The sequence below is a fragment of the Methylobacterium mesophilicum SR1.6/6 genome (assembly GCF_000364445.2).
Lineage (GTDB): Bacteria > Pseudomonadota > Alphaproteobacteria > Rhizobiales > Beijerinckiaceae > Methylobacterium > Methylobacterium mesophilicum_A.
This window is the reverse complement of record NZ_CP043538.1, coordinates 1178930-1202529: the sequence shown is the minus strand read 5'-3', so window position 1 is coordinate 1202529 and position 23600 is coordinate 1178930. Positions and strand designations below refer to the sequence as shown.

Below are 23600 nucleotides of genomic sequence, written 5' to 3'. Positions count from 1 at the left end.
CCGTGCCTAGCCTTCCGGGTAAGTCCCCGTCCTGCGTCCGGTCCCGCATGCGCTCGCTCCGCCGTCCCGCATCGCCCTACGACACCTTCGTCGACAGCGTGCGCCCGTTCCTGGGCAAGCGCCTGACGGAACTCGGCGGGCTCGTGCTGTTCACCGGCGCGGTGGCGCTCACGGTGGCGCTGGCCACGTGGTCGATCGACGACCCGAGCCTGAATCACGCCACCGACCACGCCGCCCACAACGTGCTCGGCCAGCCGGGGGCCGTGCTGGCCGACCTCGCCATGCAGATCCTCGGCCTCGGCTCCCTCGCCTTCGTGCTGCCCCCGGCCCTCTGGGGCGTGCGGCTGATGCGCGAGCGCGACCTGCCCGACGGGGGGATGCGCATCGCCCTCTGGATCATCGGCTTCTGCGCGGCGAGCGCGGTGGCGAGCGCGCTGCCGCCCACGACGCGCTGGCCGCTGCCCACGGGCCTCGGCGGGGTGGCCGGCGACGGCCTGCTGTCGATGGCCCGGGTGATCGTCGGAGCGGTCTCGTCGGCGGCGGCCCACCTCGTCGGATTCGTCTACGCCGCCGTGGCGATCCTCAGCCTGACCGGTGCCTGCCGGTTCGGCGCCGTCGAGGACGACCCCTTTCACGACGAGCCCTACCCGGTCCGGCGCGGGCCTGCCAACGGCCGCGACCTGGGGCGGCAATCGGGACGCGACACGGGCCGCGGGTCAGGCCGCGACGAGCGCGAGGATGCCGACGAACCGGGCCTCGGCCTCGTCGGCGTCGGCGCCCTGGCGCAGGGCCTGATGGGGCTGCGGCTCGCCGTGGGCGACCGGATCGCCGCGTGGCGCCAGGGCCGGGCCGAGCCCTTCGACGGCGCCTCGCCGGCGCTCGCGGCCCGCCGCGCCTTCACGGATGCCGACCTGCCCTGGGCCGACCACGTACCCGCCCACATGGCCGCTCCCGTGGCCGCTCCCGTGGCCGCCTCCATGCCGGCAGGGTCCCGGCCCGGTGCGGGCCGGCGCGAGCCGGTCTTCGCCGTGGAGGACGAGGTCCCCGCGGCGGCCGAACCCGTCCGGCGGGCAGCCATCACGCACGACGACGATGACGATGCGGATGCCTTCGAGCCCCCGCGCCCCGCCGCACTCCGGCCCGAGCCGGCGGCTTCCCGCGTCGCGCCGCCGGCCGCGGCCCCCGTGCCGGCCCGCCGGGCGCCGGCGCCGCCGGTCCATCCCGAGGATTACGCCCTGCCGGCCCTCGACCTGCTGGCCGCCCCCCGCGGCCCCTCGCAGGCGAGCCTGATCTCGGCGGATTCCCTGGAGCAGAACGCCACGCTGCTCGAGGCGACGCTGGGCGATTTCGGCGTGCGCGGCGACATCCTGGCGGTGCGGCCCGGGCCGGTCGTCACCCTCTACGAGCTCGAGCCCGCACCGGGCACCAAGTCCAGCCGCGTCATCGCGCTCGCCGACGACATCGCGCGGTCGATGTCGGCGGTCTCGGCCCGCGTCGCGGTCGTCCCCGGCCGGAACGCGATCGGCATCGAATTGCCGAACGCCAAGCGCGAGACGGTCTACCTGCGCGAGCTTCTGGCCTCCACGGACTTCGCCGAGAGCAAGCACAAGCTTGCGCTGTGCCTCGGCAAGAACATCGGCGGCGAGCCGATCATCGCCGACCTCGCGCGCATGCCGCACCTCTTGGTCGCCGGCACCACCGGCTCGGGCAAGTCGGTGGCGATCAACACCATGATCCTCAGCCTGCTCTACCGGCTCAAGCCCGAGGAGTGCCGCCTGATCATGGTCGACCCCAAGATGCTGGAGCTGTCGGTCTACGACGGCATCCCGCACCTGCTCTCGCCGGTCGTCACCGACCCCAAGAAGGCGGTCATCGCCCTCAAGTGGGCTGTGCGCGAGATGGAGGAGCGCTACAAGAAGATGGCCAAGATCGCCGTCCGGAATATCGACGGCTACAACGCCCGGGTCGCCGAGGCGGCGGAGCGCGGCGAGGTGCTGACCCGGACCGTGCAGACCGGCTTCGACCGCCATACCGGCGAGGCGGTGTACGAGGACGAGGCGATGGACCTCGCGCCGCTGCCGTACATCGTGATCGTGGTGGACGAGATGGCCGACCTGATGATGGTGGCCGGCAAGGACATCGAGGGGGCGATCCAGCGTCTGGCGCAGATGGCGCGGGCGGCGGGCATCCACCTGATCATGGCGACCCAGCGCCCGTCGGTGGACGTGATCACCGGCACGATCAAGGCCAACTTCCCGACCCGGATCAGCTTCCAGGTGACCAGCAAGATCGACTCGCGCACCATTCTCGGCGAGATGGGCGCCGAGCAGCTTCTGGGCCAGGGCGACATGCTGTTCATGGCCGGCGGCGGGCGCACGACGCGGGTGCACGGGCCGTTCTGCTCGGACAGCGAGGTCGAGACCGTCGTGGCGCACCTCAAGCGCCAGGGCCGGCCCAGCTACCTCGACGCCGTCACGGCGGATGACGAGGAGGGCGCGCCCGAGAAGGGAGCCGCCAAGGGCAAGGCCGGCGCGGCCGAGCTCGAACTCGACGGCGCGGTCTTCGACCAGGGCTCCTTCGGCGAGGCCGGCGGCGATCTCTACGAGCAGGCCGTCCAGGTGGTGCTGCGCGACCAGAAGGCCTCGACCAGCTATATCCAGCGCCGGCTGCAGATCGGCTACAACCGTGCCGCCTCGCTGATGGAGCGGATGGAGGTCGAGGGCATCGTCGGCCCGGCCAACCAAGCCGGCAAGCGCGAGATCCTGGTGGAGGACGCGGTCGGCTGAGGCCGTCTCGATCGGGTTCGGAGAGTGGCTGAACGGTCCCGCGCGTCTCCCTCCCCCCTCTGCGGGGGAGGGTGGCCCCCGAAGGGGGTCGGGAGAGGGGAGCGACGCTGCAGAACAAGGCTCTGCGCCGTGTGAAGGCCGCGCTCAATCCTGACGCCGGGTTCCCCTCTCCCGACCCTCGCTGACGCGAGGGCCACCCTCCCCCGCAGAGGGGGGAGGGAGGGCGCGTGGACATCCCGGTCAATCGACCTGACAACGATCCCGAGCCCGATCTGTGAATCCGCAAGCCCGCTCGGAAGCGGGGACCCACGCCTCGTTCGGCACGGCCATCGACACTGTCACAGCCCGATCGGGAACGACTCTGGGGCCGGACCCCACGCGCCCCGGAACGGGCCCCGCCGCAGCGGGTTGTCCCGCCGGTTTGCTGCAGCGCAGCCGGACGGGAGGCAGGGATGGCCGAGCCGACGACGACCCTCAAGGACAAGGCGGCCTGCGGCACGAAGCCGGCGCCGCCCTGCACGCTGGTGATCTTCGGCGCGGGCGGCGACCTGACCAAGCGATTGCTGATGCCCTCGCTCTACAACCTCGCGGGCGCGGGGCTGCTGCCCGAAGGGTTTTCCATCCTCGGCGTCGACCACAACGACGGCACCGACGAGGGCCTTCGCGACAGCCTCACCCAGACCATGGAGGCGTTCAGCAAGGATCCGACCTCCGAGTTCCACGCCGACCACATCGACGCGAAGAGCTGGGGCTTCATCCGCGACCGGCTGCACTACCTGAAGGGCGACTTCGAGAAGCCCGAGACGTTCGCCGCCATCAGGGAGCGGGTGACGGGCAGCGCGGTGTTCTACTGCGCGGTGGCGGCGCGCTTCTTCGGGACGATCGTGGACGGGCTCGGCCAGGCCGGCCTGCTCCGCCAAGAGGGCGACCGTTTCCGCCGGGTGGTCATCGAAAAGCCGTTCGGCTCCGACCTCGCCTCGGCCCGGGACCTCAACGCCCGCATCCTGAAGCAGGGCGACGAGAGCCAGTTCTACCGGATCGACCATTTCCTGGGAAAGGAGACGGTCCAGTCGATCATGGCGTTCCGCTTCGCCAACGGCCTGCTGGAGCCGGTCTGGCGACGGGAATACATCGACAGCATCCAGATCACCGCCGCCGAGACGGTGGGCGTCGAGGAGCGCGGCGGGTTCTACGAGCCCACCGGGGCGCTGCGCGACATGGTGCCGAACCACATGTTCCAGCTCCTCTGCATGGTCGCCATGGAGCCGCCGAACTCCTTCGACGCGGAGGCGGTGCGCAGCGAGAAGGCCAAGCTCGCCGAGGCCGTGAGGCCGATCCCGCCCGGGGACGCGGTGCGCGGCCAGTACACGGCCGGAACCTCGGAGGGCCGCAACGTGCCGGCCTACCGGGACGAGCCGCACGTGGCGAAGGATTCCGTGACCGAGACCTACATCGCGTTGAAGCTCAACATCGAGAACTGGCGCTGGGCGGGCGTGCCGTTCTACGTCCGCACCGGCAAGCGCATGACCGGCCGGCGCACCGAGGTCGCGGTGCTGTTCAAGCCGGCCCCGTTCAGGATGTTCGAGGACACGCCCACCGCCGACCTCGGGCCCACCGTGATGCGGATCCTGATCGATCCCGACCACGGGGTCAGCACCGAGTTCAACGTGAAGGTGCCGGGGCCGCAGATGAAGATCGGCCGGGTGCGCTCCGGCTTCCGCTACAAGGACTTCTTTCCGGACCAGCCCAATGTCGGCTACGAGACCCTGCTGTACGATTGCATGATCGGCGACGCGACCCTGTTCCAGCGGGCCGACAACATCGAGGCCGGCTGGGCGGCGGTCGACCCGCTGCTCAAGGGCTGGCCGCAGGGGGATGTCGCGTTCTACCCGGCCGGCAGCACCGGCCCGAAGGAGGCCGACGACCTGCTGGCCCGCGACGGTCGCCACTGGCTGGGGTTGGACGGGACGACCGACTGACCGGTCCGGCTCCGGGCGGAACTGCTGTTCAGCGTCGCTTGAACGGCAGCATCGCGGCGACCGCCAGCGCGTCGACCCGGTTGTTGAGCGGGTCGCTGGCGTGGCCCTTCACCCAGTGCCATGCCACGTCGTGGCGCTCGCGGGCGGCGTCGATCCGGCGCCAGAGATCCTCGTTCTTCACCGGCTTCTTGTCGGCCGTGCGCCAGCCCCGAGCCTTCCAATTGTGGATCCAGCCGGTGATGCCCTGACGCAGGTACTGCGAGTCCGTGAACAGGTCGACCCGGCAGGGACGCTTCAGCGCCTCCAGCGCCTCGATCGCCGCCAGGATCTCCATGCGGTTGTTGGTGGTGTGGGCCTCGCCCCCCGACAGCTCCTTCTGGGTGTCGCCGAAGATCAGGATCGCCCCCCAGCCGCCCGGCCCGGGATTCCCCGAGCAGGCGCCGTCCGTGTAGATCGTCACGCGCTTCGGCTCGGCCGCGGCGGCCCCCGTCCCCTCGGTGCTCATCCCGTCCTCGACCCTGCCGCCCTCAGCCCTGCCGCCCGTAATCCCGCGCATCCCGCGCCTGCCGGTGGAAGGTGAGCCGGCGATCGAATTCCCGCGGGTCCTTCGGCTTCACCAGGGCGCCGGGCGGAACGTTCAGCCAGTCCACCAGCCGGGTCAGCATGAACCGGAGCGCCGCCCCCCGGCACAGGATCGGCAGGGCCGCGACCTCGGCGGCCTCCAGGGGCCGCACGGCCTCGTAGCCGGCGATCAGCGCCGCCGCCATGTCGCGATGGAAGGTGCCGTCGGCCTCGAAGCACCAGGCGTTAAGGCACACCGCGAGGTCGTACGCGAAGGCGTCCGTGCAGGCGAAGTAGAAGTCGATGAGGCCCGACAGGGCATCGCCGATGAAGAAGACGTTGTCGGTGAAGAGGTCCGCGTGGATTACCCCGCCCGGCAGATCCCGGGGCCAGTGCGACTCCAGGAAAACGAGGTCGGCGCGGGTGCGCTCCGCGAGGCCGGGCTCGACCGAATCGGCCTGCGCCTCGGCCTGCACGAAGAGCGGGCGCCAGGAGGAGACCGAGAGGTTGTTCTCCCGCACCATGGTGAAATCCCGGCCGGCTTCGTGCAGCGCGGCGAGCGCGCGGCCGAGTTCCCGGCAATGCTCCACCCCCGGCGCCTTGACCGAGACGCCCTCCAGGAAGCTCACGATGGCGGCGGGCCGCCCGCACAGGCGTCCGAGCGCGGTGCCGGCCCGGTCCCGCACCGGCTGCGGGCAGGCGAGGCCGCGGGCCGAGAGGTGCTCCATCAACCCGATGAAGAACGGCAGATCCTGCTCGCGGACCCGCTTCTCGTAGAGGGTCAGGATGTAGGAACCGTCGGTGGTGTGCAGGAAGAAGTTCGAGTTCTCGACCCCCTCGGCGATGCCCTTGTAGGAGAGCAGGCCGCCGATCGCGTAGGCGGACAGGAAGTCGGCGAGCGCCGCGTCGGATACCTCGGTGTAGACGGCCACGTGTTGCGCTCTGAATTTTTGGAACTTCGATACGACGAGGGGCGCCGAAGCGCCCCCGCATAAAGCCTGCCGCGCCTGTGTCCAGGCTGCCTGATCGCGGCTGCCTACTCGGCGGCCTCGCTGCGCAGCTCCCGCGGAAGCGGGAAGACCATGTCCTCGATCACCGTCGAGACCGTGTCGACCATCACGTCGTAGCGGGCCGCGAACGCGTCGATGATCTCCTCGACCAGCACCTCGGGAGCCGAGGCGCCGGCCGTGAGGCCGAGCTTCCGGATGCCCTCGAAGGCCGGCCAGTCGATCTCCTCGGCGCGGAGCACGAGGCGGGTGATCGGGCAGCCGACCCGCTCGGCGACCTCGCGCAGGCGCTGCGAGTTCGAGGAGTTGGACGAGCCCACCACGATGAGCGCATCCACCAGCGGCGCCACCTGCTTCACCGCCTCCTGGCGGTTGGTGGTGGCGTAGCAGATGTCGTCCTTGTGCGGCCCGGTGATGGTCGGGAACTTCTGCTTCAGCGCGTCGACGATGTGCCGGGTGTCGTCCACCGACAGGGTCGTCTGGGTCACCCAGGCGAGGTTGTCGGGGTTCTCCGGCGTCAGGGCCTCGATCTGGTCGAGGTCCTCCACCAGGGTGATCGAGCCCTTGGGCAGCTGGCCCATGGTGCCCACCACCTCCGGGTGGCCGGAATGGCCGACCAGCAGCACGTGGCGGCCGCGCTTGTGGTGAATCTCGGCCTCGCGGTGGACCTTGGTCACCAGCGGGCAGGTGGCGTCGATCGTGGTCAGGCCGCGCGAATCGGCGTTGGCCGGTACCGTCTTAGCGACGCCGTGGGCGGAGAAGATCACCGGGGCGCCGCCGTCGGGCACCTCGTCGAGCTCGCGGACGAACACCGCGCCCTTCCGCTTCAGGCTCTCGACCACGTACTTGTTGTGGACGATCTCGTGGCGGACGTAGACGGGCGGCCCGTAGATGGCGAGAGCCCGCTCCACCACGTCGATGGCCCGCACCACGCCGGCGCAGAAGCCGCGGGGTGCACAGAGCAGGATCTCCAGCGGCGGCTTGCCGGTGGTGCCCGCGACGGGCTCGGAGGGCGCGATATCGACGGTCATGCGGGGGATGTGGCGAGGGTGAGGCTGTCCTGTCAACAGGACTGGCCCACGAACCGGGCAGGAAGAGGGAAGCGGGACGGCTCTGTAGCACGTTTGCCGCGGAACTTGGACCCTCTTCCTCGAAAGGTGCCGGCTCAGAGGCGCCTTATGCCGGTCACCGCGCCGAAACTGTTGGCCTCGATCCGGGCGACCGCCCCGGCCAGCGGCTCCGCCGCCACCGCCATGTGGTGTCCGTTGGCATGGATCAGCGTCTCGGGATCGCGCATCAGCCCGACATGGCCGCGCCAGAACACGAGATCGCCCCGGCGCAGGCCGGAGAGGTCGAGGGGCAGCGGCCGCCCGAGGTCGCGCTCCTGCATGTCGGCGTCGCGCGGGCAGGGCAGGCCGGCGGCATCGAGACAGAGCTGCACGAGACCCGAGCAGTCGAGACCGAGGCTGGTGCGCCCGCCCCACAGGTAGGGCGTTCCGATCAGCCGCGCGGCCGTGGCGACGTGATCCGGCTCGCGATGCGCCACGGGCGCGCAGTGGGCGGCGAAGACGTAGCCGCCCGGCGTCTCCAGGTACGATCCAGACTGGCCGGTCACGACCAGACGCGCCCCGAGGCTCAGATGCGCGCGGACCGGCCGCTTCAGGTCCGGCTCGGGATACAGGAAGGTGCGCAGCGCCGTGACCCGATGCGTCGGCTCCGGCTCCGCCGGGCCGAGGCAGGCGGCGGGCACGTAGCCGACATAGCCGTCGCGGACGAGTTGCACGAACGCGAAGCCGTCGGCCTCGTCGTAGAGCGCGACCGCGTCCCCGAGGAGCGCCTCGGTGTCGAGCCCGGCTTCCGGCGAAGGAGCGCGGTGCAGGGGAGCCGCCGGTGCCATGACCCGACGCGGCGTGGCGGCGACGAAGCGCGCGGCCGCGACCTGGCCGCGCAGGCGGATGTCGGCGACCTCGGGACGGGCCGGGGTCAGGCGGGGATCGAGCGGCTCGGTCATGGGCCGATCCTACACGCCGGATCTTAAGCCTGTCCGCTTCCCGCAGATGCGGTCCCGGGCGTCTCCGGTCAGACCGTCCGCAGCAGCCCCTCCCCTTGCGGCGGCCGGACCGTGCCATTATGCCGCAGGCGCGGCGATCCGGGAAGGAATCTGCCCAAGGCGTGTTCGTGTGCTCGACATCGCCGCCATCAGGCTGCCCATCGGAGTGCCAGGAATGGCCCCATCACCCCTCAGGCATGTGCCGGGAACGGCGGACACGCGTTTTTGATGCACTGCACAACCGGCCCGGAAGGCGCTATGTCTGTCCTATGAAGACCGCGAGTCGCCCCGTGAAGAAGACGCAGAAGAGCTTCGCCGACCTGCCGCCGATCCGGGTGCGCCGCGAGCCGCCGACGGTGAACGAGGCGGTGGCCGCCGCGCAGGATCTCGCCGACGACGTCGAGCAGCAGGTAGAGATCGCCGCGGGCCTGATGGGCTTGGCCGCCGACGAGGTCCGCCCGCACGTCCTGGCTGCCAAGAAGGCCAAGCCGGAGCGCACGCCGGAGCGGATCCTGACCCATGCGAGCCCGAGCCGGGCACCCCGCACGGTGGTGGTCGAGCGTCGCACCCGCCCGACCGTGGTGATCGAGCGCCGCGGCCGTCCCCTCGATCCCCGTCGCTGAGGCGATCCGGCCCCTACCAGGGCAGCGTCTCGCCCCGGTAGTCGAGGTAATGCGCGCCCGGCTCGCCGAGCCGGGCCGCGATCACCTCGGCCAAGCCCCTGACGCTGGTGGCCACGTCGATATCGGCCTCCGCTCCGCCCATCTCGGTGCGCACCCAGCCCGGATGCAGGATCAGGACGGAAAGATTCTCGGCCCGATGGCGACTCTCGAAACTGCGGGCCAGGCTGTTGAGCGCCGCCTTGCTGGCTCGGTAGGTCTCCCAGCCGCCCGTGTCGTTCAGGCTGACGCTGCCGAGGATCGAACTCATCAGGGCGACGCTGCCGCCGGGAGCGAGACGATCCAGAAAGGCTTCCGCGAAGCGGATCGGGCTGACCGCGTTCGTGAGATAGACCTGCGCGGCGACAGCCCGGGGCACCGCGTGCAGCGGGTCGTGGGCCTGGGTGGCGACGCCCGCCACCACGAAGATCAGGTCGAAATGCTCCGCGGCCAGACGGTCGTGCAGGGCGGCGACGCTCGCCTCCTCGTCGATGTCGACGGTCTCGACCCGCAGGGTTTTCGCGGCGCGGCGGGCGAGGTCGGCGGACGGCGTGCGCTGGGTCGCGGTGACGCGCCAGCCGCGCTCCAGAAAGGACTCGACGAGTCCGAGCCCGAGGCCGCGCGAGGCTCCGACGATCAGCGCGCTCTTCTGAGACTGGGTCATGGTGGATCTCCGGATTCGGCACGGTAAGGTCCGGCCGCCTTCAGAGGTTTCCTCACCGCGGGCCCACTTCGAGAAAGGCAATCCCGGAAAGTCAGTCGGCAGTCTGGACCGACCACGTGGCGTGGCGGATGCCCGGCAGGCGGGCGAGGTCGTTGGTCACGGCGTCGAGTTCCTCCGCCTTCACGGCGCTCGCCGTCAACGTCGCCACGACGTCGACCGCATTCTCGCCGCGCTCCTCCACCTCGACGTTGCTCACCGGGTAATTGGCCGCCTCCAGGCGTTCCACCAGCAGGTCTTGCGCCGGGCCGGCCTCCCCCGGCGCCGTGGTCACCTGGACCTCGTAGGTCGCCTCGGTGGCGGATTCGCGGATCGGCGCGCGGTTGATGGCGTTCACCAGCGGCCGCAGCGCCGTGTTGCAGGCGAGCACCGTGATCATCACGAACAGGGCTTCCAGCGGCAGGTCGGCGCCACAGAACGCGCCGACGGCGGCCGAGCACCACAGGGTCGCGGCGGTGTTGAGGCCGCGGACGTTCATCCCCTCCTTCATGATCACGCCGGCGCCGAGGAAGCCGATGCCGGAGATCACGTAGGCGACCGTGCGGACACCGCCGTCCGGGCCGGTGAGCCGCATGCCGAGATCCACGAAGGCGCTGGCGCCCACCGCGACGAGGACCGCGGTGCGCAGGCCCGCGGTGCGCTGCCGGTACTGGCGCTCGGCCCCGATGATCGTGCCGAGCACGAAGGCCACGAGCAGGCCGAGCGCGGATTTCGCTTCTTCGGGGAGGGCGGCGTAGCTGGTCATCGTCGGTTCTAGAAAGCGGTGCGGTGACGAAACCGTGACACCATGGCCCGGCACAGGCGCGAAAGGGCGTCCGGCGCGGGATTGACGGCCGCACCGGGCAGCGGGCACACCGGCAAGAGCCTGAGGATCCCTTAAGAATTCGGGACCCGGCCGAGGAGACGTGCAGGATGCAGCACATGGCCCGAGCGGCGGACGCGGTCCGCGCAGGATCTCTTCGCTCAGAACCCCTTCGCGCAGAACCCCTTCGCGCAGAACCCCTTTGCGCAGAACCCCTTCGCGCAGGACTTGTCCTCGCATGAGCGACGGCCTCGCCGAACGCCGGCCCGAAATCGTCCCGGATCAGGCCCTGCACGGCCGCGTCATGGCGCTGCGCGAGGGGCTGGAGCGCGGCCTGATCGGCAGCGCCGGCCTGGTCGAGCGCCTGCTGATCGGGCTCCTGACCGGCGGCCACCTGCTGATCGAGGGCGCACCGGGTCTGGCCAAGACCCGCGCGGTCAAGCGGCTCGCCGACGGCCTCGACGGCTCCTTCGCGCGCATCCAGTGCACCCCGGACCTGATGCCGGCCGACCTCACCGGCACCACCGTCTGGCGGCAGGATAGCGGCACCTTCGAGTTCCTGCCCGGCCCCCTGTTCCACGCCCTCGTGCTGGTGGACGAGGTCAACCGCGCGCCCCCGAAGGTGCAGTCGGCGCTGCTCGAATCCATGGCCGAGGGGCAGGTGACGGTCTCGGGGACGACCCACCGCCTGTCCGATCCGTTCATGGTCGTGGCGACCCAGAACCCGATCGAGCATGCTGGCACCTTCCCCCTGCCCGAGGCGCAGCTCGACCGCTTCCTCCTGCACGTCGTGGTCGACATGCCCGACGAGACCACCGAGCGGGCGATCCTCGACCTCGTGGAGGGCGAAATCACCCACCACGTCGACGCGATGACCATGCGGTTGTCGCTGGCGGACGTGCGCGCCGCCCGGGAGGCGGCGCTCGCCACCTACGTGTCGCCGGCCCTCAAGGACTACCTCGTCCGGCTCGTGGCGGCGACCCGCACCGACGCGGCCGCCCCGGACCTGCGCGCCATGATCGAGCATCCGGCCTCCCCGCGCGGGACCCTGGCGCTGATGATGGCCGGCAAGGCCCGGGCCTGGCTGCGGGGCCGGGACCACGTCACGCCCGAGGACGTCACCGACCTGGCCCGGGACGCCCTGTCCCACCGGATCGGCCTGACATGGCGGGCCGCCGCCGAGGGCAAGACGGCGCGCGGCCTCGTCGGCGAGCTGGTGCAGCGGGTGCGGGCGCTCTGACGGTGTTCGGGCTCGGGCGCGCGCGGCGCGATCTTCCTCTCCCGGCAGCGAACGGCGACCGGGAGACCGGCATCCACCTCTCGGGCGAGGCGCTGATGGGCCTGCGCCACCTCGCCCGGCGGGGCTCGGCCCCCGCGACCCGGACGCTCGCGGGCCTGCCGGGCGGGATCGTCACGCGGCGCCGTGGCCGCGGTTCTGAGCCGGAGGATGTCCGCCTGTGGTCCGAGGGCGACGACCGCCGCTTCATCGACCGCAACGCCACGGCCCGCACCGGGCAGCTGCACGTGCGCACCCACCACGACGAGCGCGACCGCGCCGTGGTTCTGCTCGCCGATTTCCGGCCCGCGATGCTGTTCGGCACCCGCCGGACCCTGCGCTCGGTGGCCGCCGCCGAGGCCCTGGCGCTGCTCGGCTGGCGGGTCGCCGCCGATGGCGGCCGGGTCGGCCTCGCGGTGGCCTCGGCGGGCGCGCCGACCGTGCTGCGGCCGGCGGGCGGCGAGCGCGCCATGGTCGCGGTGACCGGCGCCCTCGCCCAGGCCCATGCCGACGCCCTCGGGGCCGGGTCCGGCGCGCCGACCGGCGCGGAGCCGCCGCTCGAGGCGACGCTCGCCCTCGCCCGCAGCCTGCTGCCCGCCGGCGGCCACCTCGTCATCGCCAGCGCCCTGGACGATCCCGGCCCGGGCTTCGACGAGCTCCTGACGCTGCTGGCCGAGCGGATCGCCATCCGGCTGATCCTGGTGAGCGACGCCTTCGAGCGGACCCGGCCGCCGGGCTTCTATCCCTTCGCCCTCGCGGATGGCCGCCGCGGGACCGCGCTGCCGACCGCGGCCGGAGCAGCGGGGGATTCCGCCGAGGCGCGGCTCGCCGACTACGCCCGCCGGGGCATCGCGGGCGTGCGCCTCGACGTCGAGACCGGCCCGGAGGCCTACGCGCCGCTGATGGAGCGCCTCGATGCGGTGCTGTGAGGCCGGGCCTGCCCGTCGGATCCGTGCCGGTCGGATACTTGCCGGTCGGATACTCGCCGGCTCGATCCGATGACTCCCGTCACGCCCGCCGAGATTCCCCTGTCCCTCGAGCAGCTCCGGGGCCTGCACCTGCCCGGCGGCGCCGCGGGCGCCGTGCAGGGCGAGGTCGTCGCGGCGGCCGTCCTGGGCTTCCTCGCCGCCCTGCTGGTCGGGCTCGTGCGGTACGGCCGCAGCCGGGCGCGGGCCAGCCTGCGCCGGGCGGCGCTCGCCGAACTCGCCCGGAGCCGCGGCCTCCCTCCGGAGGCGCGCCTCGTGGCCCAGGCCCGGTTGCTGCGCCGCCTCGGCCGGACGCTCGGCGACGATGCCGGGGCCACGGGCGCCGACTGGGCTGCCCGCCTCGACGGCCTGCTCAGGACCGACTTCTTCACGCGCGGTGCCGGCCGGGTCCTGACCGACGGGCTGTACCGGCGTCAGGATCCCGACCTCGACGCCCTGGACGCCGAGCTCGGCCGCCTGATCGGACGGCTGCGGGCATGAGCGCGCATCTGCCCGCGTGGCTCAGCGCGCTCCTGTCGGCCTTCGACCTCGCCGCGCCGTGGGCGCTGCTGGCCTTGCCCCTGCCGCTGCTGGCCGCCCGCCTGATCCCGGCCGAGCCGGAGGGCGGCAGCGGCGCCCTGCGCGTGCCCGGCACCCTGGTGGGCGCGGCGCGCTCCGGCGCCGACCGCACCGCCCGGGGACGGCGCAGGGCCCTGCTCACCTGGACGCTCTGGGCCGCCCTCGTGGCGGCGCTGAGCGGTCCGCGCCTCGTCATGCCGGCGGCCGCGCTGCCGGCGTCCGGCCGCGAGATCATGATCGCCATGGACCTGTCGGGCTCCATGGAGCGGCGCGACTTCGCCCTCGACGGCGAGACCGTGACCCGCCTCGCCGCCGTGAAGCGCGTCGGCACCGACTTCATCCGGCGCCGGGCCGGCGACCGGATCGGCCTCGTGATCTTCGCCGACCAAGCCTACGTGGCGGCCGCGCCGAGCTTCGACACCGCCGCGGTCGCCCGCGCCCTCGACGAGGCGACGATCGGCATCAGCGGCCGCTCCACCGGGATCGGCGACGGCCTCGGGCTGGCCCTGCGCCGTCTGGATCCCCGGGATGCGGAGGGTGGCGCGGCGTCGGGCAGCGGGGCCGGCGAGAAGGCCGCGAAAGCCGTGGTCCTGCTCTCGGACGGGGCCAACAATGCCGGCCAGACGGCGCCCAAGGACGTGGCCGAACTCGCCAAGTCGCTGGGCATCAAGGTCTACACCATCGCGCTGGGCCCCCGCGACATGGCCGACGCCGACGGCGAGCAGGACGTGGTCGACACCGAGACGCTGCGCGACATGGCGCAGGCCAGCGGCGGCGAGGCGTTCCGGGTGCGCACCACCGAGGATCTGGTGCGGGTCGCCGACGCCATCGACCGGCTGGAGGGCGGCCGGGCGCTCGCCCCGCCCCTGCCCCTGCGCCGGGACCTCTGGCCCTGGCCGGCCGCCCTGGCGCTGCTGGCCGCCGCGGCGCTGCTCGCGAGCCGGAGGGGGGCGTGATGAATCTGTCGTCCGCAGTCTTGGTCGATCACGCATCGATACCCGCGGCGGCGATGTGGCGCCTGATCGATAGGGGCGACGACCGAAGCCGAGCGCTGCTCCCGCCCCCCTCTGCGGGGGAGGGTGGCCCCCGAAGGACGTCGGGCCGGGACGTAGTCCCGCAAGAGAGGCAGCGCGACGGTGGAGGACAAGGCTTTGTGCTGCATAAAGGCCGTGCCCTTTCCGGAAGCCGGGTTCCCCTCTCCCGACCCTCGCTGACGCGAGGGCCACCCTCCCCCGCAGAGGGGGGAGGGAAGGCGCGCCCGCTCTGCGGATCCATCCGATGAGCCTCCTCGAGACCTTCGCGCTGCTGCGCCCCTGGTGGTTCCTGGCGGTCCCGGTCGTCGTCCTGCTGGCGCTCCGCGCCGCCTCGCGCTCGGCGCCGCTGGGCGACTGGGCCCGGGCGGTGGACCCGGCGCTGATGGCCCATCTCGCCCGCGCCGGCGCGGTGCTCGGCGGCCGCCGGCAGGCGAACCTCGCCGCCGCGCTGGCGGCCGGGCTGATCGCCGTCGCGCTGACCGGTCCGGCCGTCGAACGGGCGGACGGGCGGACCTACCGCAACCTCGACGAGACCGTGATCGTCGTCGATCTCTCCCGCTCGGTCACGGAGGGCGGCAACCTCCTGGGCGTCCGGCAGGCCGCCGCCGCGGTCGCCGAGGCCGCCGGCACCCGGGCCGTGTCGCTCGTGGTCTACGCGGGCGACGCCTATCTCGCCGCCTCCCCCACCACCGACCGCGACAGCCTCGGCACCACCCTGTTCGCCCTCGACGCCGACACGGTGCCGGACCGCGGCACGCATCCCGAGCGGGGTCTCGCGCTCGCCCGCCGCACGCTGGCGGAGGCCAACGTGGTGGCGGCCGACGTGGTGCTGATCAGCGACGGCGACGGCATCGGCGAGGCCGCCACCCGCGAGGCGCGGGCCATCGCCCAGCAGGGCTGGCGCCTCCAGGCGCTGTTCGTCCCCGCCGACAAGCCGCTCCCGCCCGGCGCGCCGAAGCCTGACCGGACCGCCCTCGACGCCCTCGCACGGGCCGGCGGCGGCACGGTCGCCGACATCGCGACCCCGGGCCCGGTGCTCGACGCGGTCGGCGCCGGTCTCGCGCAGCACCTCGCGGCCGGCGGCTACGGGGTGCTGGCCTACGCGGATCTCGGGCGCTGGCTGCTGCTGCTGGCCGCCCTGCCGGCCCTGATCCTGTTCCGCAGGAGCGCCTGATGAGGAGCGCGTGATGCGGCTGACCCTTCCCGATACGGGCTTCGCCGTCCCGCTCCGGGCCGGCCTGCCGCCGCGCTGGCGGCGCCGCGCCCGCATCGCCGGCCTGGCGCTCGCCGGCGTCGGCCTCCTGGCGCTGCTCGCCGTCTCGCAGCCCCGCACCGGCTTCGGGCGCCTGCTCATGGGTCTCGGCCTGCCGGGCCTCGCGGCCGACGTCTTCATCGACCCGGCCTGGCGCGCCGCCGCGCTCTACGAGGCCGGCCGCTACGACGCGGCGATCGCGCTGTTCCGCGCCGGCGGCCGCCGCGCGAGCTACAACCTCGGCAACGCGCTCGCCAGGGCCGGGGACCTCGACGGGGCGCTGGCCGCCTACGACGAGGCCCTGCGCTTCAACCCCCGCGACGCCGACGCCCAGGCCAACCGCTCGCTCATCGCCCGGATGCGGGCCGAGGTGATCGACCGCGGTCCCGGCGGCGGCATCGCCAACGGCACTGCCCAGTACGGCGCCCGCTACAACAACACCGCCAACCAGGACCAGAACAACGACATCAACGCCGCCTCCAGCGGCGAGGGGCTCGCCGGCAACAAGGAGTCGAACGCCAGCGCCTCACTGCCGGGCAACAGCAAGGTCGCCCGCCGCGGCAAGGCCGAGCAGCAGTCGATCGACGCCGGCAAGGGCCAGGCCCGCGGCTCCGCGGGCGACGCGGCCGGCCGCGGCCGGACCGGCGGCGGCTCCGCCATGGTGGCCGAGGCGCCCGAGCGCGAGGTCCGCCGGGTGACCAAGAGCTTCGAGGCGCACGAGATCCGCCCGGACCGGCTCTGGCTCCAGACCCTGCCGGACGATCCGGGCCGGTACCTCAAGCTGCGCCTGCGCGCCGAGCAGACCCGCCGGGTCGAGGCCGGCACCGCGATTCCCGCCGGGAGCAACCCGTGGTGATGTTTTTCGGGGTATCGAGTCGGCGTACCCTTGCCGAGATGCGCCCATCCCCTCCCCCTTGCGGGGAGGGGTCAGGGGTGGGGGTGGCCCAGGATCGAGCGCAGCGGTGCCGTCTGCACCACCCCCACCTCCAACCCCTCCCCGCAAGCTCGAGCGATCCCGGGCAAGCCCGGGATCGCCAGGGGAGGAGAGAGCCCGGCGGCCGACGACGCGTGATTATCGGAGCCCTCGCGCAGCGGAGGGGGACGCACGCGTGGCGCCTCGCCCTGTTCCTCGTCCTCGCCCCCCTCCCCGCCCAGGCCGAGATCGAGCCGGGCGACCTCACCCTCACGGTCACCGCGGAGCTGAATGGCAACAGCGCGCCCTTCCCCCGCGAGATGGTGCTGCTGAAGATCCACGGGGTCTACAAGCAGCCGATCCTGCTGGAGGAGGTGGTGCAGCCCTCGCTCGCCAACTTCTCGTGGACGCAGCTCGGCCGGGACCACTGGAGCAAGGCGAAGCTCCCCGACGGCCAGAGCGCCATCGCGTTCGACCGCACCGTGGCGATCTTCCCGCACCATGCCGGTCAGTTCACCATCGAGCCCTTCACCCACAAGCTGACGATCAACGATGTCGGCGAGCGGCGCATCGTCGAGGTCCGCTCGAAGCCGATCCCCTTCCCGGTCGCGCAATGGACCGACCCCACGGGCGGCCCCGACGCCAAGGAGCCCTGGTGGCTGCCGGCCAAGGACGTCGCCATCACCGATTCCTGGAGCCCCGATCCCGAGACCATCAAGGTCGGCGAGACCACCCGGCGGATCGTCACCCTGGAGGCCCAGGGCATGATCGCCGAGGGCCTGCCGCCCCGGCCGGTGATGCGCACCCGCGGCATCATCACCTTCGCGGGGCCCGTCACCCGCGAGACCCTGCTGACGCCCTCGGGTCCCGTGGCCCGCGCCACCTACCAATGGGACGTGAAGCCCGGCGTCCCGGAGATCATCCCCCTCGACGCCATCGCGATCCCGTGGTTCGACACCAGCACCCGCACCCTGCGCGAGACCGAGATCCCGGCCCGTCAGATCGGCGGCGGCCTGCCCGACCGCGAGACCGACCGGGCGCCGCCATCGATCCCCTCGCCCCTCGTGGTCGCCGCCGCGGCGCTCGCCGCCTTCGGGCTGGGGCTGGCGCTGATCGGCTTCGGCCTCGGCCGGCCCGCCTTGCGCCTGTCGGCTCCGGCCCGCCGGGCGCTCCACGCGGCGGCCCAGGCCGGCGATCCGGCCGGGTTCCGCGCGGCGCTCGACGGGGCGATGCGGGAGGCGCCGGACCTCGCCCGGATCTGGCGGGCGCGGCCCGACCTCGCGGCAGCCTTCGCGGCCCTCGACCGGTCGGTCTTCGGAGCCGCGGGCGCGGCGGCGCCGGACCTGCCGGCCCTCGCCCGCGCCCTGTCGCGTCCCGAGACGGTCGCCGCCGCGGCCGGTCCGGACCGGCTGATGCCGCTGGATGGTCCGGCCCGCTGAACGTCGGCCCGTGATGGCCGGCTTCTGATCGTCGCCTTGTGAAGGCGCCTTCGGGAACGGCCGGAGCCGTGACGGCTTGGGCTGCCGGCGCTGATCGCCACCGGAGGTTCCAGTCCATGCCCGCGACCCTGCACCGCCCCGCCCGCGCCGCGACGCTCGCAGCGACCCTCGCCATCCTCGTCCTGCCGGCCGCGCTCTCCGCCCCGGCTCTCGCCCGGTCCGCCGGCACCGAGCGCACGCTGAAGATGGTCGACACCGACCACGACGGCTCGATCGATCTGGCCGAGGCGCAGGCCGCGGCCGGAAAGGTCTTCGACGGCGCCGAGAAAGACAAAGACGGTACCGTCGACGCCAAGGAGCTGAAGGGCCGCGTCAGCAAGAAGGAGCTGAAGGCCGCCGACACGGATGCCGACGGTACCCTCGACCGCAAGGAATACCTTGCGCTGGTCGAGCAGCGCTTCAAGGCGGCCGATCCCGACAACGACGGCACCCTCGACGCCAAGGAGCTCAAGACCCCGGCCGGACGGAGCCTGCTGCAGCTCCTCAAGTAAGCGCACCGCAGCGCACCCGGCACGATCGATCCGCCGCTGCACAGTTCGTGAGCAAGTATTATTCCTGTGCAACGGCTCAAGATCTGAGCAAGCATCAATATTTTGCACGATCTTGCATCATCTGAATTGTCTTCGTAGTCTCCCAGTGTCCGAGCCAAAGCATCGGGCCGAACCACCAGGGAGGAGCGCGATGGCACGCGCGAACGAGATCAAGGACAGGTTCCGCGCGCGGCTGCAGGAGGCCGATGCCCGCAGCAACGACTTCCGCATGAAGCTTCTGGCGGACGGCGCGCGGGCGCTGGAGCCGGTCGTGGGCGTCCTGAACCTCATGGCCGAGGTCCTCAACGAGGAGGACAACGTCCACGGCAGCATCACCGGCCTCGAGGCCAAGATTGATCAGGACAACTTCATCAGTCTCTGCGCGCAGCTGCGCGGCACCGACTCGGAGCAGAAGATCAAGATCAAGTACGGGCCCGAACTCGGCGGCAGCAACTACATCTCGGTCTCGGGCCTGAACCAGCGCTACAACGAGCGCCTCGTGCCCGGCGCCGCGAGCTGCTCCGTCGGCCGGACCGTCGGCAGCGACATCCAGCTCGACGAGCACCGGGGCGACGAGCTGGCCGAGGTGGTCCGCGAGGTCGTCGAGGATTTCTACGCCGCCCAGATCGAGCAGCGCAGCCACTTCGCCTACGCGCGCTGACGCGGCGGGGCGGCGTGCGGGGCCCGGAAAACCGGATTCCCCTGCCCGGTCTCCTGCGCTAAGCCTGTCCGCGATGGGGATGGAGCTCCCCGACAACCGCCCGGCCTCCCGCGCCGGGCTGATGGCTCCTACCGCACGGGCGCGCCTCTCGCCGTCCGCGGTGGGGCCGTGCGCCGAAGCCGCGACGTGACGGGGCCGCCCGACCGAACAGGAAGGGCAGGCATGATCAACACCCTCATCGTCATCCTCGGGGCCGGGCTCGGCGGCGGAGCCCGCCACGGGGTCAACGTCGCGGTGGCCCGGCTCCTGCCGGGCCTCGGCTTCCCGCTGGCCACGCTGATCATCAACGTGCTGGGCTCGTTCCTGATGGGCGTGCTGGCCGAGGGATTCGCCCTGCGGGGCGCGGCCGGACATCCGGCCCGGCTGCTCCTGACCACCGGGGTGCTCGGCGGCTTCACCACCTTCTCGACCTTCTCGCTCGACGCGGTCAGCCTGTACCATCGGGGCGAGACGGCGGCGGCCGCGCTCTACGTGGTGGCCTCGGTGGGGGCCGGGCTGATCGGGCTGGTGGCCGGCCTCGCCCTGGTCCGGGCGGTCCTGAGCGGGGGCTGAGAAGTCCTGGTTTCGAAAGGTCGAGACCTTCCGCGGGGCCAGGGCGGAGCCCTGGTCATTCAGGGGCTCCGCCCCTGAACCCCGCCAAAGAGCTTGCCCTTTGGGAACCCGGTTTCAATCCGCGATGAACTTCAGGCGGTGGTCCCGGTAGAGATCGACGATCGCCGCTGCCGTCTCCTCGATGGAGCGGCGGGTCACGTCGATCGTCGGCCAGCGGTTCTTGACGAACAGCCGGCGGGAGGCGGTGATCTCGTCCGCCACCGCCGAGCGGTCGACGTAGAGGGACGATTCGTCGGCGTTGAGGCTCGACAGCCGGTTCTGCCGGATCTGCACGATGCGCTCCGGCGAGGCGAACAGGCCGACCACGAGGGGCTTGCGCGCCCGCTCGATCGCCGGTGGCAGCGGCATGCCCGGCACCAGCGGCAGGTTGGTGGTCTTGAGGCCCCGGTTGGCGAGATAGATTGAGGTCGGCGTCTTCGACGTCCGGCTGACGCCGAGCAGGATCACGTCGGCCTCCTCCAGATCGTCCGGCAGGTTGCCGTCGTCGTGGGCCAGCGTGAAGTTCATCGCGTCGATGCGCTTGAAGTACTCGGCGTTCAGCATGTGCTGGGCGCCGGGCCGCGCCGTGGTCTCGGCGCCCAGATAGGCGCGCAACAGGTCGTGGACCGGCCGCAGCACCGACAGGCAGGGCGAACCGGTCTCCCGGGCGACCTCCTCCAGCCGCTCGCCGAGGTCGCCCCCCACCAGCGTGTACAGGACGAGGCCCGGCGCGGCCCGGATCTCCGAGATCACCCGGTCGAGCTGCGCGGCCGAGCGCACCAGCGGGTAGACGTGCTCGATCGCCGACACGCCCTCGTACTGGGCGGCGGCCGCGCGCCCGACATTGATCAGCGTCTCGCCGGTGGAGTCGGAGACGAGGTGGAGGTGGAAGTAGCTGCGGCCCATTCCGATCGCCTCTGCGGTCGACCTCTCGGCCGACTGTGCGGTCGCCTCGCGCGGCGCCCACGTTGTCCACCGCCGGCCGCCAGGGGAGTCGATGAGTGTGGATAGGATGCCCCGCCGGGCCGGTCCAGCGCGATCCCGATGCGCGCTATCGACTCCGCCGTTCACAGGCAGATGATCGGGACAGGCGGAATCCGGCTCTCTGGACGAATCGGCCGCGAATCCGGCGCCCGTACACGACTCAGCGTTGCCAAGCTGCTGTCGGACCATCCGGTTCTCGCAAGTTGGAGGAAATCCTTTAAAGCCCCGTTAACGGCGCGGCGCCGGGGACCGCCTGTGGACGCTTTTGTGCCCCCGAGATTCGGCCCTCCAAGAGAAAAAACAGACTCCAAGAGTCTCTCTTATCTTTTCGAAGGGGCCTGTGTGGGGATCGGCGCGCCTCGACTCGACAGGACGCCCGCCGACGGGCATGCGGGGTGAGGGATACGGGATGGGAGCGACCATGACGGGGACGGAGCGCGAGCCCGGGCAGACGACGTCGGGGACGACGTCCGAGCGCAAGGTGCTGCGGGTCCTCGAGGGCGAGGCGATCGGGCCGCCCCCCGCCTGGATGATGCGCCAGGCCGGGCGCTACCTGCCGGAATACCGGGCGACCCGGGCGGAGGCCGGCTCGTTCCTCGACCTCTGCTACAGCCCGGATTTCGCCGTCGAGGTGACGCTCCAGCCGATCCGGCGCTTCGGCTTCGACGCGGCGATCCTGTTCTCCGACATCCTGGTCGTCCCCCACGCGCTCGGCCAGGACGTGCGCTTCGTGGAGGGCGAGGGGCCCCGGCTCGACCCGCTCGACGGCCGGGACGCGTTCGCGCGCCTGCGCGAGGCCGGCGACCCGGCGGTGATGACCCATCTCGCGCCGGTCTTCGAGACGGTGACGCGGCTGCGCGCGGAATTGCCGGGCGAGACCACGCTGCTCGGCTTCTGCGGCGCCCCCTGGACGGTGGCGAGCTACATGATCGGCGGCCGCGGCACGCCGGACCTCGCCCCCGCGCGGGCGCTCGCCGAGGGCGACACCGCCCTGGTCGACACCCTGATCGACCGCCTCGTCGCCGTGCAGACCGAGTACCTCGTGCGCCAGCTCGAGGCCGGCGCCGACGCGGTGCAGATCTTCGAGTCCCACGCCGGCACCCTCCCCCGCGCCGTGCCGGCCTCCGGCGGCGGCGTCGAGCCCGTGGGCGACGTGGCCGAGAGCGCCCTGCCGGCCGCGTCCGCGGCGGACGCCCTCACCCGCTGGTCGCTGCAGCCGATCGCCCGGATGGTGGCGGGGGTCCGTGCCCGGGTGCCGGGAGCCAAGATCATCGTGTTCGCCCGCGGCTCGGGCCTCGACGGCCATGCCCGGGTCGTCCCGGAGACCGGCGCCGACGCCGTCGGCGTCGACTGGGGCGTGGACCTGAAGGCCCTGCGGCAGACGGTGCCAGCCACGACGGTGACGCAGGGGAACCTGCATCCCGACACGCTGATCGCGGGCGGCGCGGCCCTCGACGCCGCGGTGGACGCGGTGCTGGCGGCGACCGCCGGCCTGCCGCACATCTTCAACCTCGGCCACGGGATCACGCCACAGACGCCGGTCGCCCATGTGGAGCGGATGCTCGCGCGGCTGCGCGGGCAGGGCTGAGGCCGGGCGTGCTGTACGACTGGATCAAGGCCCTTCACGTCATCAGCCTGATCGCCTGGATGGCCGGGATGCTCTATCTGCCCCGGCTGTTCGTCTATCACGCGAGCCTGCCGCCCGGCTCGGAGGCGCAGGCCGCGACCTTCAAGGTGATGGAGCGCCGCCTGCTCAAGGCGATCATGAACCCCGCCATGATCGCCACCTGGGCGTTCGGGCTGGCGCTCGCCTGGATGAGCGGCTTCTACGCGAGTCCCTGGCTGCAGGCGAAGTTCGTACTGGTGCTGGCGATGTCGGGGATCCACGGCTGGCTCGCCCGGATGGTCAAGGATTTCGCCGCCGACCGGAACACCCGCGGGCACCGGTTCTACCGGGTGCTCAACGAGGTGCCGACGCTGCTGATGATCGGCATCGTCATCCTGGCGATCGTCAAGCCGGGCCTCTGATCCTAGGATCCCGTGATCCCGGGACGATGCACCCTGCCGCCGCACGGGCCGGAGCCTTTCGGGCGGCGGGCCGTTGGGAGGCCATGTCGAAGCCGCTCGTCCTCGCCCTGTCGCTGGCCGCCCTCGCCGGCGCATCCCCCGCCCGGGCTGCCAGCTTCCCGTGTGCGAAGGCCGCGGCGCCCGACGAGGCGGCGATCTGCGCGCATCTCCCGCTCAACGACCGGGACGTCGAGATGGCGACCCGGTTCGAGATCCTGAAGAGCGTGCTGCCGATGGGCGGCCAGGCCAAGCTGCGCGACGACCAGGAGGCGTGGCTGAAGGAGCGGCAGGCCTGCGGCGGCGACGTCGCCTGCCTGACGGCCGCCTACGACGCCCGGCTCAAGGTGCTGCGCGGGGTCCTGGCGGAATTCGCCAAGCAGGGGCCGCAGTAGAGCCGACTTCCGACCCGGGTCCCGAAAACGCGAAAGGAGGCCGAGGCCTCCTGATGCTGTGGGGCGGGGCCTGCCGGAACCCCGCATGGCGCTCCCGTCATCCGCAAGGACGACGGTGCTGCGGCAGGCAGATTGTCACCGTGTCACCCACGCGCGAGATATACGCTCCGGCTGGTGAGTCTTCCCGCTGTCCGGCACCGGATCGGCCGATGAACCGGGCGCTCATACCGTT

The 23600-nt window shown here is 72.2% G+C and carries 23 protein-coding genes and 1 riboswitch; of the genes, 16 read left to right on the top strand and 7 right to left on the bottom strand.

What is annotated here, in order from left to right; all coding sequences use genetic code 11:
- Window positions 1-47: 47 nt before the first annotated feature.
- Both MMSR116_RS05460 and zwf read left to right on the top strand, forming a co-directional pair.
- Window positions 48-2786, top strand: a complete 2739-nt coding sequence (locus MMSR116_RS05460; protein ID WP_010685252.1) for a DNA translocase FtsK — start codon at window positions 48-50, stop codon at window positions 2784-2786.
- A 452-nt stretch (window positions 2787-3238) separates the two neighbouring features.
- A complete protein-coding gene (zwf, locus tag MMSR116_RS05455) occupies window positions 3239-4765 on the top strand; it encodes a glucose-6-phosphate dehydrogenase (protein WP_010685251.1) in 1527 nt (508 codons plus the stop codon).
- 28 nt (window positions 4766-4793) lie between these two features.
- Here zwf and rnhA read toward each other — a convergent pair whose 3' ends face one another.
- From rnhA to MMSR116_RS05435, 4 genes are all read right to left on the bottom strand, one after another.
- Entirely contained in the window at window positions 4794-5270 is a 477-nt protein-coding gene (rnhA, locus tag MMSR116_RS05450; protein ID WP_010685250.1) for a ribonuclease HI, read from the bottom strand.
- A gap of 22 nt (window positions 5271-5292) precedes the next feature.
- On the bottom strand, window positions 5293-6258 hold the full coding sequence (locus MMSR116_RS05445) for a homoserine kinase (RefSeq protein ID WP_010685249.1): 966 nt from the start codon (window positions 6256-6258) through the stop codon (window positions 5293-5295).
- 104 nt (window positions 6259-6362) lie between these two features.
- Window positions 6363-7364, bottom strand: coding sequence for a 4-hydroxy-3-methylbut-2-enyl diphosphate reductase (ispH, locus tag MMSR116_RS05440; RefSeq protein ID WP_010685248.1), 1002 nt, complete (start codon window positions 7362-7364; stop codon window positions 6363-6365).
- 134 nt (window positions 7365-7498) lie between these two features.
- Window positions 7499-8344, bottom strand: coding sequence for a C40 family peptidase (locus MMSR116_RS05435; RefSeq protein WP_010685247.1), 846 nt, complete (start codon window positions 8342-8344; stop codon window positions 7499-7501).
- Window positions 8345-8673: 329 nt separating this feature from the next.
- Here MMSR116_RS05435 and MMSR116_RS05430 point away from each other — a divergent pair, with 329 nt between their 5' ends.
- A complete protein-coding gene (locus MMSR116_RS05430; RefSeq protein ID WP_010685246.1) occupies window positions 8674-9006 on the top strand; it encodes a hypothetical protein in 333 nt (110 codons plus the stop codon).
- A gap of 13 nt (window positions 9007-9019) precedes the next feature.
- Here the strand turns inward: MMSR116_RS05430 and MMSR116_RS05425 are convergent, their stop codons facing one another.
- Both MMSR116_RS05425 and MMSR116_RS05420 read right to left on the bottom strand, forming a co-directional pair.
- A complete protein-coding gene (locus tag MMSR116_RS05425) occupies window positions 9020-9706 on the bottom strand; it encodes an SDR family oxidoreductase (protein ID WP_010685245.1) in 687 nt (228 codons plus the stop codon).
- A gap of 91 nt (window positions 9707-9797) precedes the next feature.
- Window positions 9798-10508: an MgtC/SapB family protein gene (locus tag MMSR116_RS05420; protein WP_010685244.1), complete on the bottom strand. Its 711-nt coding sequence runs from the start codon at window positions 10506-10508 to the stop codon at window positions 9798-9800.
- Window positions 10509-10803: 295 nt separating this feature from the next.
- Here MMSR116_RS05420 and MMSR116_RS05415 point away from each other — a divergent pair, with 295 nt between their 5' ends.
- From MMSR116_RS05415 to crcB, 10 genes are all read left to right on the top strand, one after another.
- Window positions 10804-11805, top strand: a complete 1002-nt coding sequence (locus MMSR116_RS05415) for an AAA family ATPase (protein ID WP_010685243.1) — start codon at window positions 10804-10806, stop codon at window positions 11803-11805.
- 95 nt (window positions 11806-11900) lie between these two features.
- The gene (locus MMSR116_RS05410; protein ID WP_039893956.1) at window positions 11901-12770 is read left to right on the top strand and encodes a DUF58 domain-containing protein; all 870 of its coding nucleotides are present in this window, start codon (window positions 11901-11903) and stop codon (window positions 12768-12770) included.
- A 69-nt stretch (window positions 12771-12839) separates the two neighbouring features.
- Entirely contained in the window at window positions 12840-13307 is a 468-nt protein-coding gene (locus MMSR116_RS05405; RefSeq protein WP_010685241.1) for a DUF4381 family protein, read from the top strand.
- Window positions 13304-14341 (top strand): VWA domain-containing protein, encoded by a 1038-nt coding sequence (locus MMSR116_RS05400; protein ID WP_010685240.1) that lies wholly within the window; start codon window positions 13304-13306, stop codon window positions 14339-14341. Before MMSR116_RS05405 ends, MMSR116_RS05400 begins: the two co-directional genes overlap by 4 nt.
- A 322-nt stretch (window positions 14342-14663) precedes the next feature.
- Window positions 14664-15593 carry a VWA domain-containing protein gene (locus MMSR116_RS05395; RefSeq protein ID WP_010685239.1) on the top strand — a complete coding sequence of 310 codons (930 nt, stop codon included), beginning with the start codon at window positions 14664-14666 and terminating at the stop codon, window positions 15591-15593.
- A 13-nt stretch (window positions 15594-15606) separates the two neighbouring features.
- A complete protein-coding gene (locus tag MMSR116_RS05390; RefSeq protein WP_010685238.1) occupies window positions 15607-16527 on the top strand; it encodes a tetratricopeptide repeat protein in 921 nt (306 codons plus the stop codon).
- A gap of 212 nt (window positions 16528-16739) precedes the next feature.
- On the top strand, window positions 16740-18023 hold the full coding sequence (locus MMSR116_RS05385; protein ID WP_010685237.1) for a BatD family protein: 1284 nt from the start codon (window positions 16740-16742) through the stop codon (window positions 18021-18023).
- 116 nt (window positions 18024-18139) lie between these two features.
- Window positions 18140-18574: an EF-hand domain-containing protein gene (locus MMSR116_RS05380; RefSeq protein WP_010685236.1), complete on the top strand. Its 435-nt coding sequence runs from the start codon at window positions 18140-18142 to the stop codon at window positions 18572-18574.
- A gap of 190 nt (window positions 18575-18764) precedes the next feature.
- Entirely contained in the window at window positions 18765-19274 is a 510-nt protein-coding gene (locus MMSR116_RS05375) for a hypothetical protein (protein WP_010685235.1), read from the top strand.
- A 66-nt stretch (window positions 19275-19340) separates the two neighbouring features.
- Window positions 19341-19412: riboswitch (Fluoride riboswitch) on the top strand.
- A gap of 84 nt (window positions 19413-19496) precedes the next feature.
- Window positions 19497-19886 carry a fluoride efflux transporter CrcB gene (gene crcB / locus MMSR116_RS05370; protein WP_010685234.1) on the top strand — a complete coding sequence of 130 codons (390 nt, stop codon included), beginning with the start codon at window positions 19497-19499 and terminating at the stop codon, window positions 19884-19886.
- 114 nt (window positions 19887-20000) lie between these two features.
- On the opposite strand, the gene MMSR116_RS05365 is transcribed toward crcB, so the two are convergent.
- On the bottom strand, window positions 20001-20831 hold the full coding sequence (locus tag MMSR116_RS05365) for a pyruvate, water dikinase regulatory protein (RefSeq protein WP_010685233.1): 831 nt from the start codon (window positions 20829-20831) through the stop codon (window positions 20001-20003).
- Window positions 20832-21330: 499 nt separating this feature from the next.
- On the opposite strand from MMSR116_RS05365, the gene MMSR116_RS05360 reads away from it, so the two are divergent.
- From MMSR116_RS05360 to MMSR116_RS05350, 3 genes are all read left to right on the top strand, one after another.
- Window positions 21331-22497, top strand: a complete 1167-nt coding sequence (locus tag MMSR116_RS05360) for a uroporphyrinogen decarboxylase (protein WP_039893950.1) — start codon at window positions 21331-21333, stop codon at window positions 22495-22497.
- An 8-nt stretch (window positions 22498-22505) separates the two neighbouring features.
- On the top strand, window positions 22506-22937 hold the full coding sequence (gene hemJ, locus MMSR116_RS05355) for a protoporphyrinogen oxidase HemJ (protein ID WP_010685231.1): 432 nt from the start codon (window positions 22506-22508) through the stop codon (window positions 22935-22937).
- 83 nt (window positions 22938-23020) lie between these two features.
- A complete protein-coding gene (locus MMSR116_RS05350) occupies window positions 23021-23368 on the top strand; it encodes a lysozyme inhibitor LprI family protein (protein ID WP_039893870.1) in 348 nt (115 codons plus the stop codon).
- Window positions 23369-23600 lie beyond the last annotated feature (232 nt).

What these genes read in the sequence shown, in the direction of transcription:
- MMSR116_RS05405 (WP_010685241.1), top strand. Translation starts at nt 12,840, where the DNA reads ATGACTCCCGTCACGCCCGCCGAGATTCCCCTGTCCCTCGAGCAGCTC.
- MMSR116_RS05390 (WP_010685238.1), top strand. Translation starts at nt 15,607, where the DNA reads ATGCGGCTGACCCTTCCCGATACGGGCTTCGCCGTCCCGCTCCGGGCC.
- MMSR116_RS05380 (WP_010685236.1), top strand. Translation starts at nt 18,140, where the DNA reads ATGCCCGCGACCCTGCACCGCCCCGCCCGCGCCGCGACGCTCGCAGCG.
- MMSR116_RS05375 (WP_010685235.1), top strand. Translation starts at nt 18,765, where the DNA reads ATGGCACGCGCGAACGAGATCAAGGACAGGTTCCGCGCGCGGCTGCAG.
- MMSR116_RS05350 (WP_039893870.1), top strand. Translation starts at nt 23,021, where the DNA reads ATGTCGAAGCCGCTCGTCCTCGCCCTGTCGCTGGCCGCCCTCGCCGGC.
- MMSR116_RS05360 (WP_039893950.1), top strand. Translation starts at nt 21,331, where the DNA reads ATGACGGGGACGGAGCGCGAGCCCGGGCAGACGACGTCGGGGACGACG.
- ispH (WP_010685248.1), bottom strand. Translation starts at nt 7,364, where the DNA reads ATGACCGTCGATATCGCGCCCTCCGAGCCCGTCGCGGGCACCACCGGC.
- MMSR116_RS05395 (WP_010685239.1), top strand. Translation starts at nt 14,664, where the DNA reads ATGAGCCTCCTCGAGACCTTCGCGCTGCTGCGCCCCTGGTGGTTCCTG.
- MMSR116_RS05415 (WP_010685243.1), top strand. Translation starts at nt 10,804, where the DNA reads ATGAGCGACGGCCTCGCCGAACGCCGGCCCGAAATCGTCCCGGATCAG.
- MMSR116_RS05410 (WP_039893956.1), top strand. Translation starts at nt 11,901, where the DNA reads ATGGGCCTGCGCCACCTCGCCCGGCGGGGCTCGGCCCCCGCGACCCGG.
- zwf (WP_010685251.1), top strand. Translation starts at nt 3,239, where the DNA reads ATGGCCGAGCCGACGACGACCCTCAAGGACAAGGCGGCCTGCGGCACG.
- rnhA (WP_010685250.1), bottom strand. Translation starts at nt 5,270, where the DNA reads ATGAGCACCGAGGGGACGGGGGCCGCCGCGGCCGAGCCGAAGCGCGTG.
- MMSR116_RS05420 (WP_010685244.1), bottom strand. Translation starts at nt 10,508, where the DNA reads ATGACCAGCTACGCCGCCCTCCCCGAAGAAGCGAAATCCGCGCTCGGC.
- MMSR116_RS05365 (WP_010685233.1), bottom strand. Translation starts at nt 20,831, where the DNA reads ATGGGCCGCAGCTACTTCCACCTCCACCTCGTCTCCGACTCCACCGGC.
- crcB (WP_010685234.1), top strand. Translation starts at nt 19,497, where the DNA reads ATGATCAACACCCTCATCGTCATCCTCGGGGCCGGGCTCGGCGGCGGA.
- MMSR116_RS05435 (WP_010685247.1), bottom strand. Translation starts at nt 8,344, where the DNA reads ATGACCGAGCCGCTCGATCCCCGCCTGACCCCGGCCCGTCCCGAGGTC.
- MMSR116_RS05460 (WP_010685252.1), top strand. Translation starts at nt 48, where the DNA reads ATGCGCTCGCTCCGCCGTCCCGCATCGCCCTACGACACCTTCGTCGAC.
- MMSR116_RS05425 (WP_010685245.1), bottom strand. Translation starts at nt 9,706, where the DNA reads ATGACCCAGTCTCAGAAGAGCGCGCTGATCGTCGGAGCCTCGCGCGGC.
- MMSR116_RS05400 (WP_010685240.1), top strand. Translation starts at nt 13,304, where the DNA reads ATGAGCGCGCATCTGCCCGCGTGGCTCAGCGCGCTCCTGTCGGCCTTC.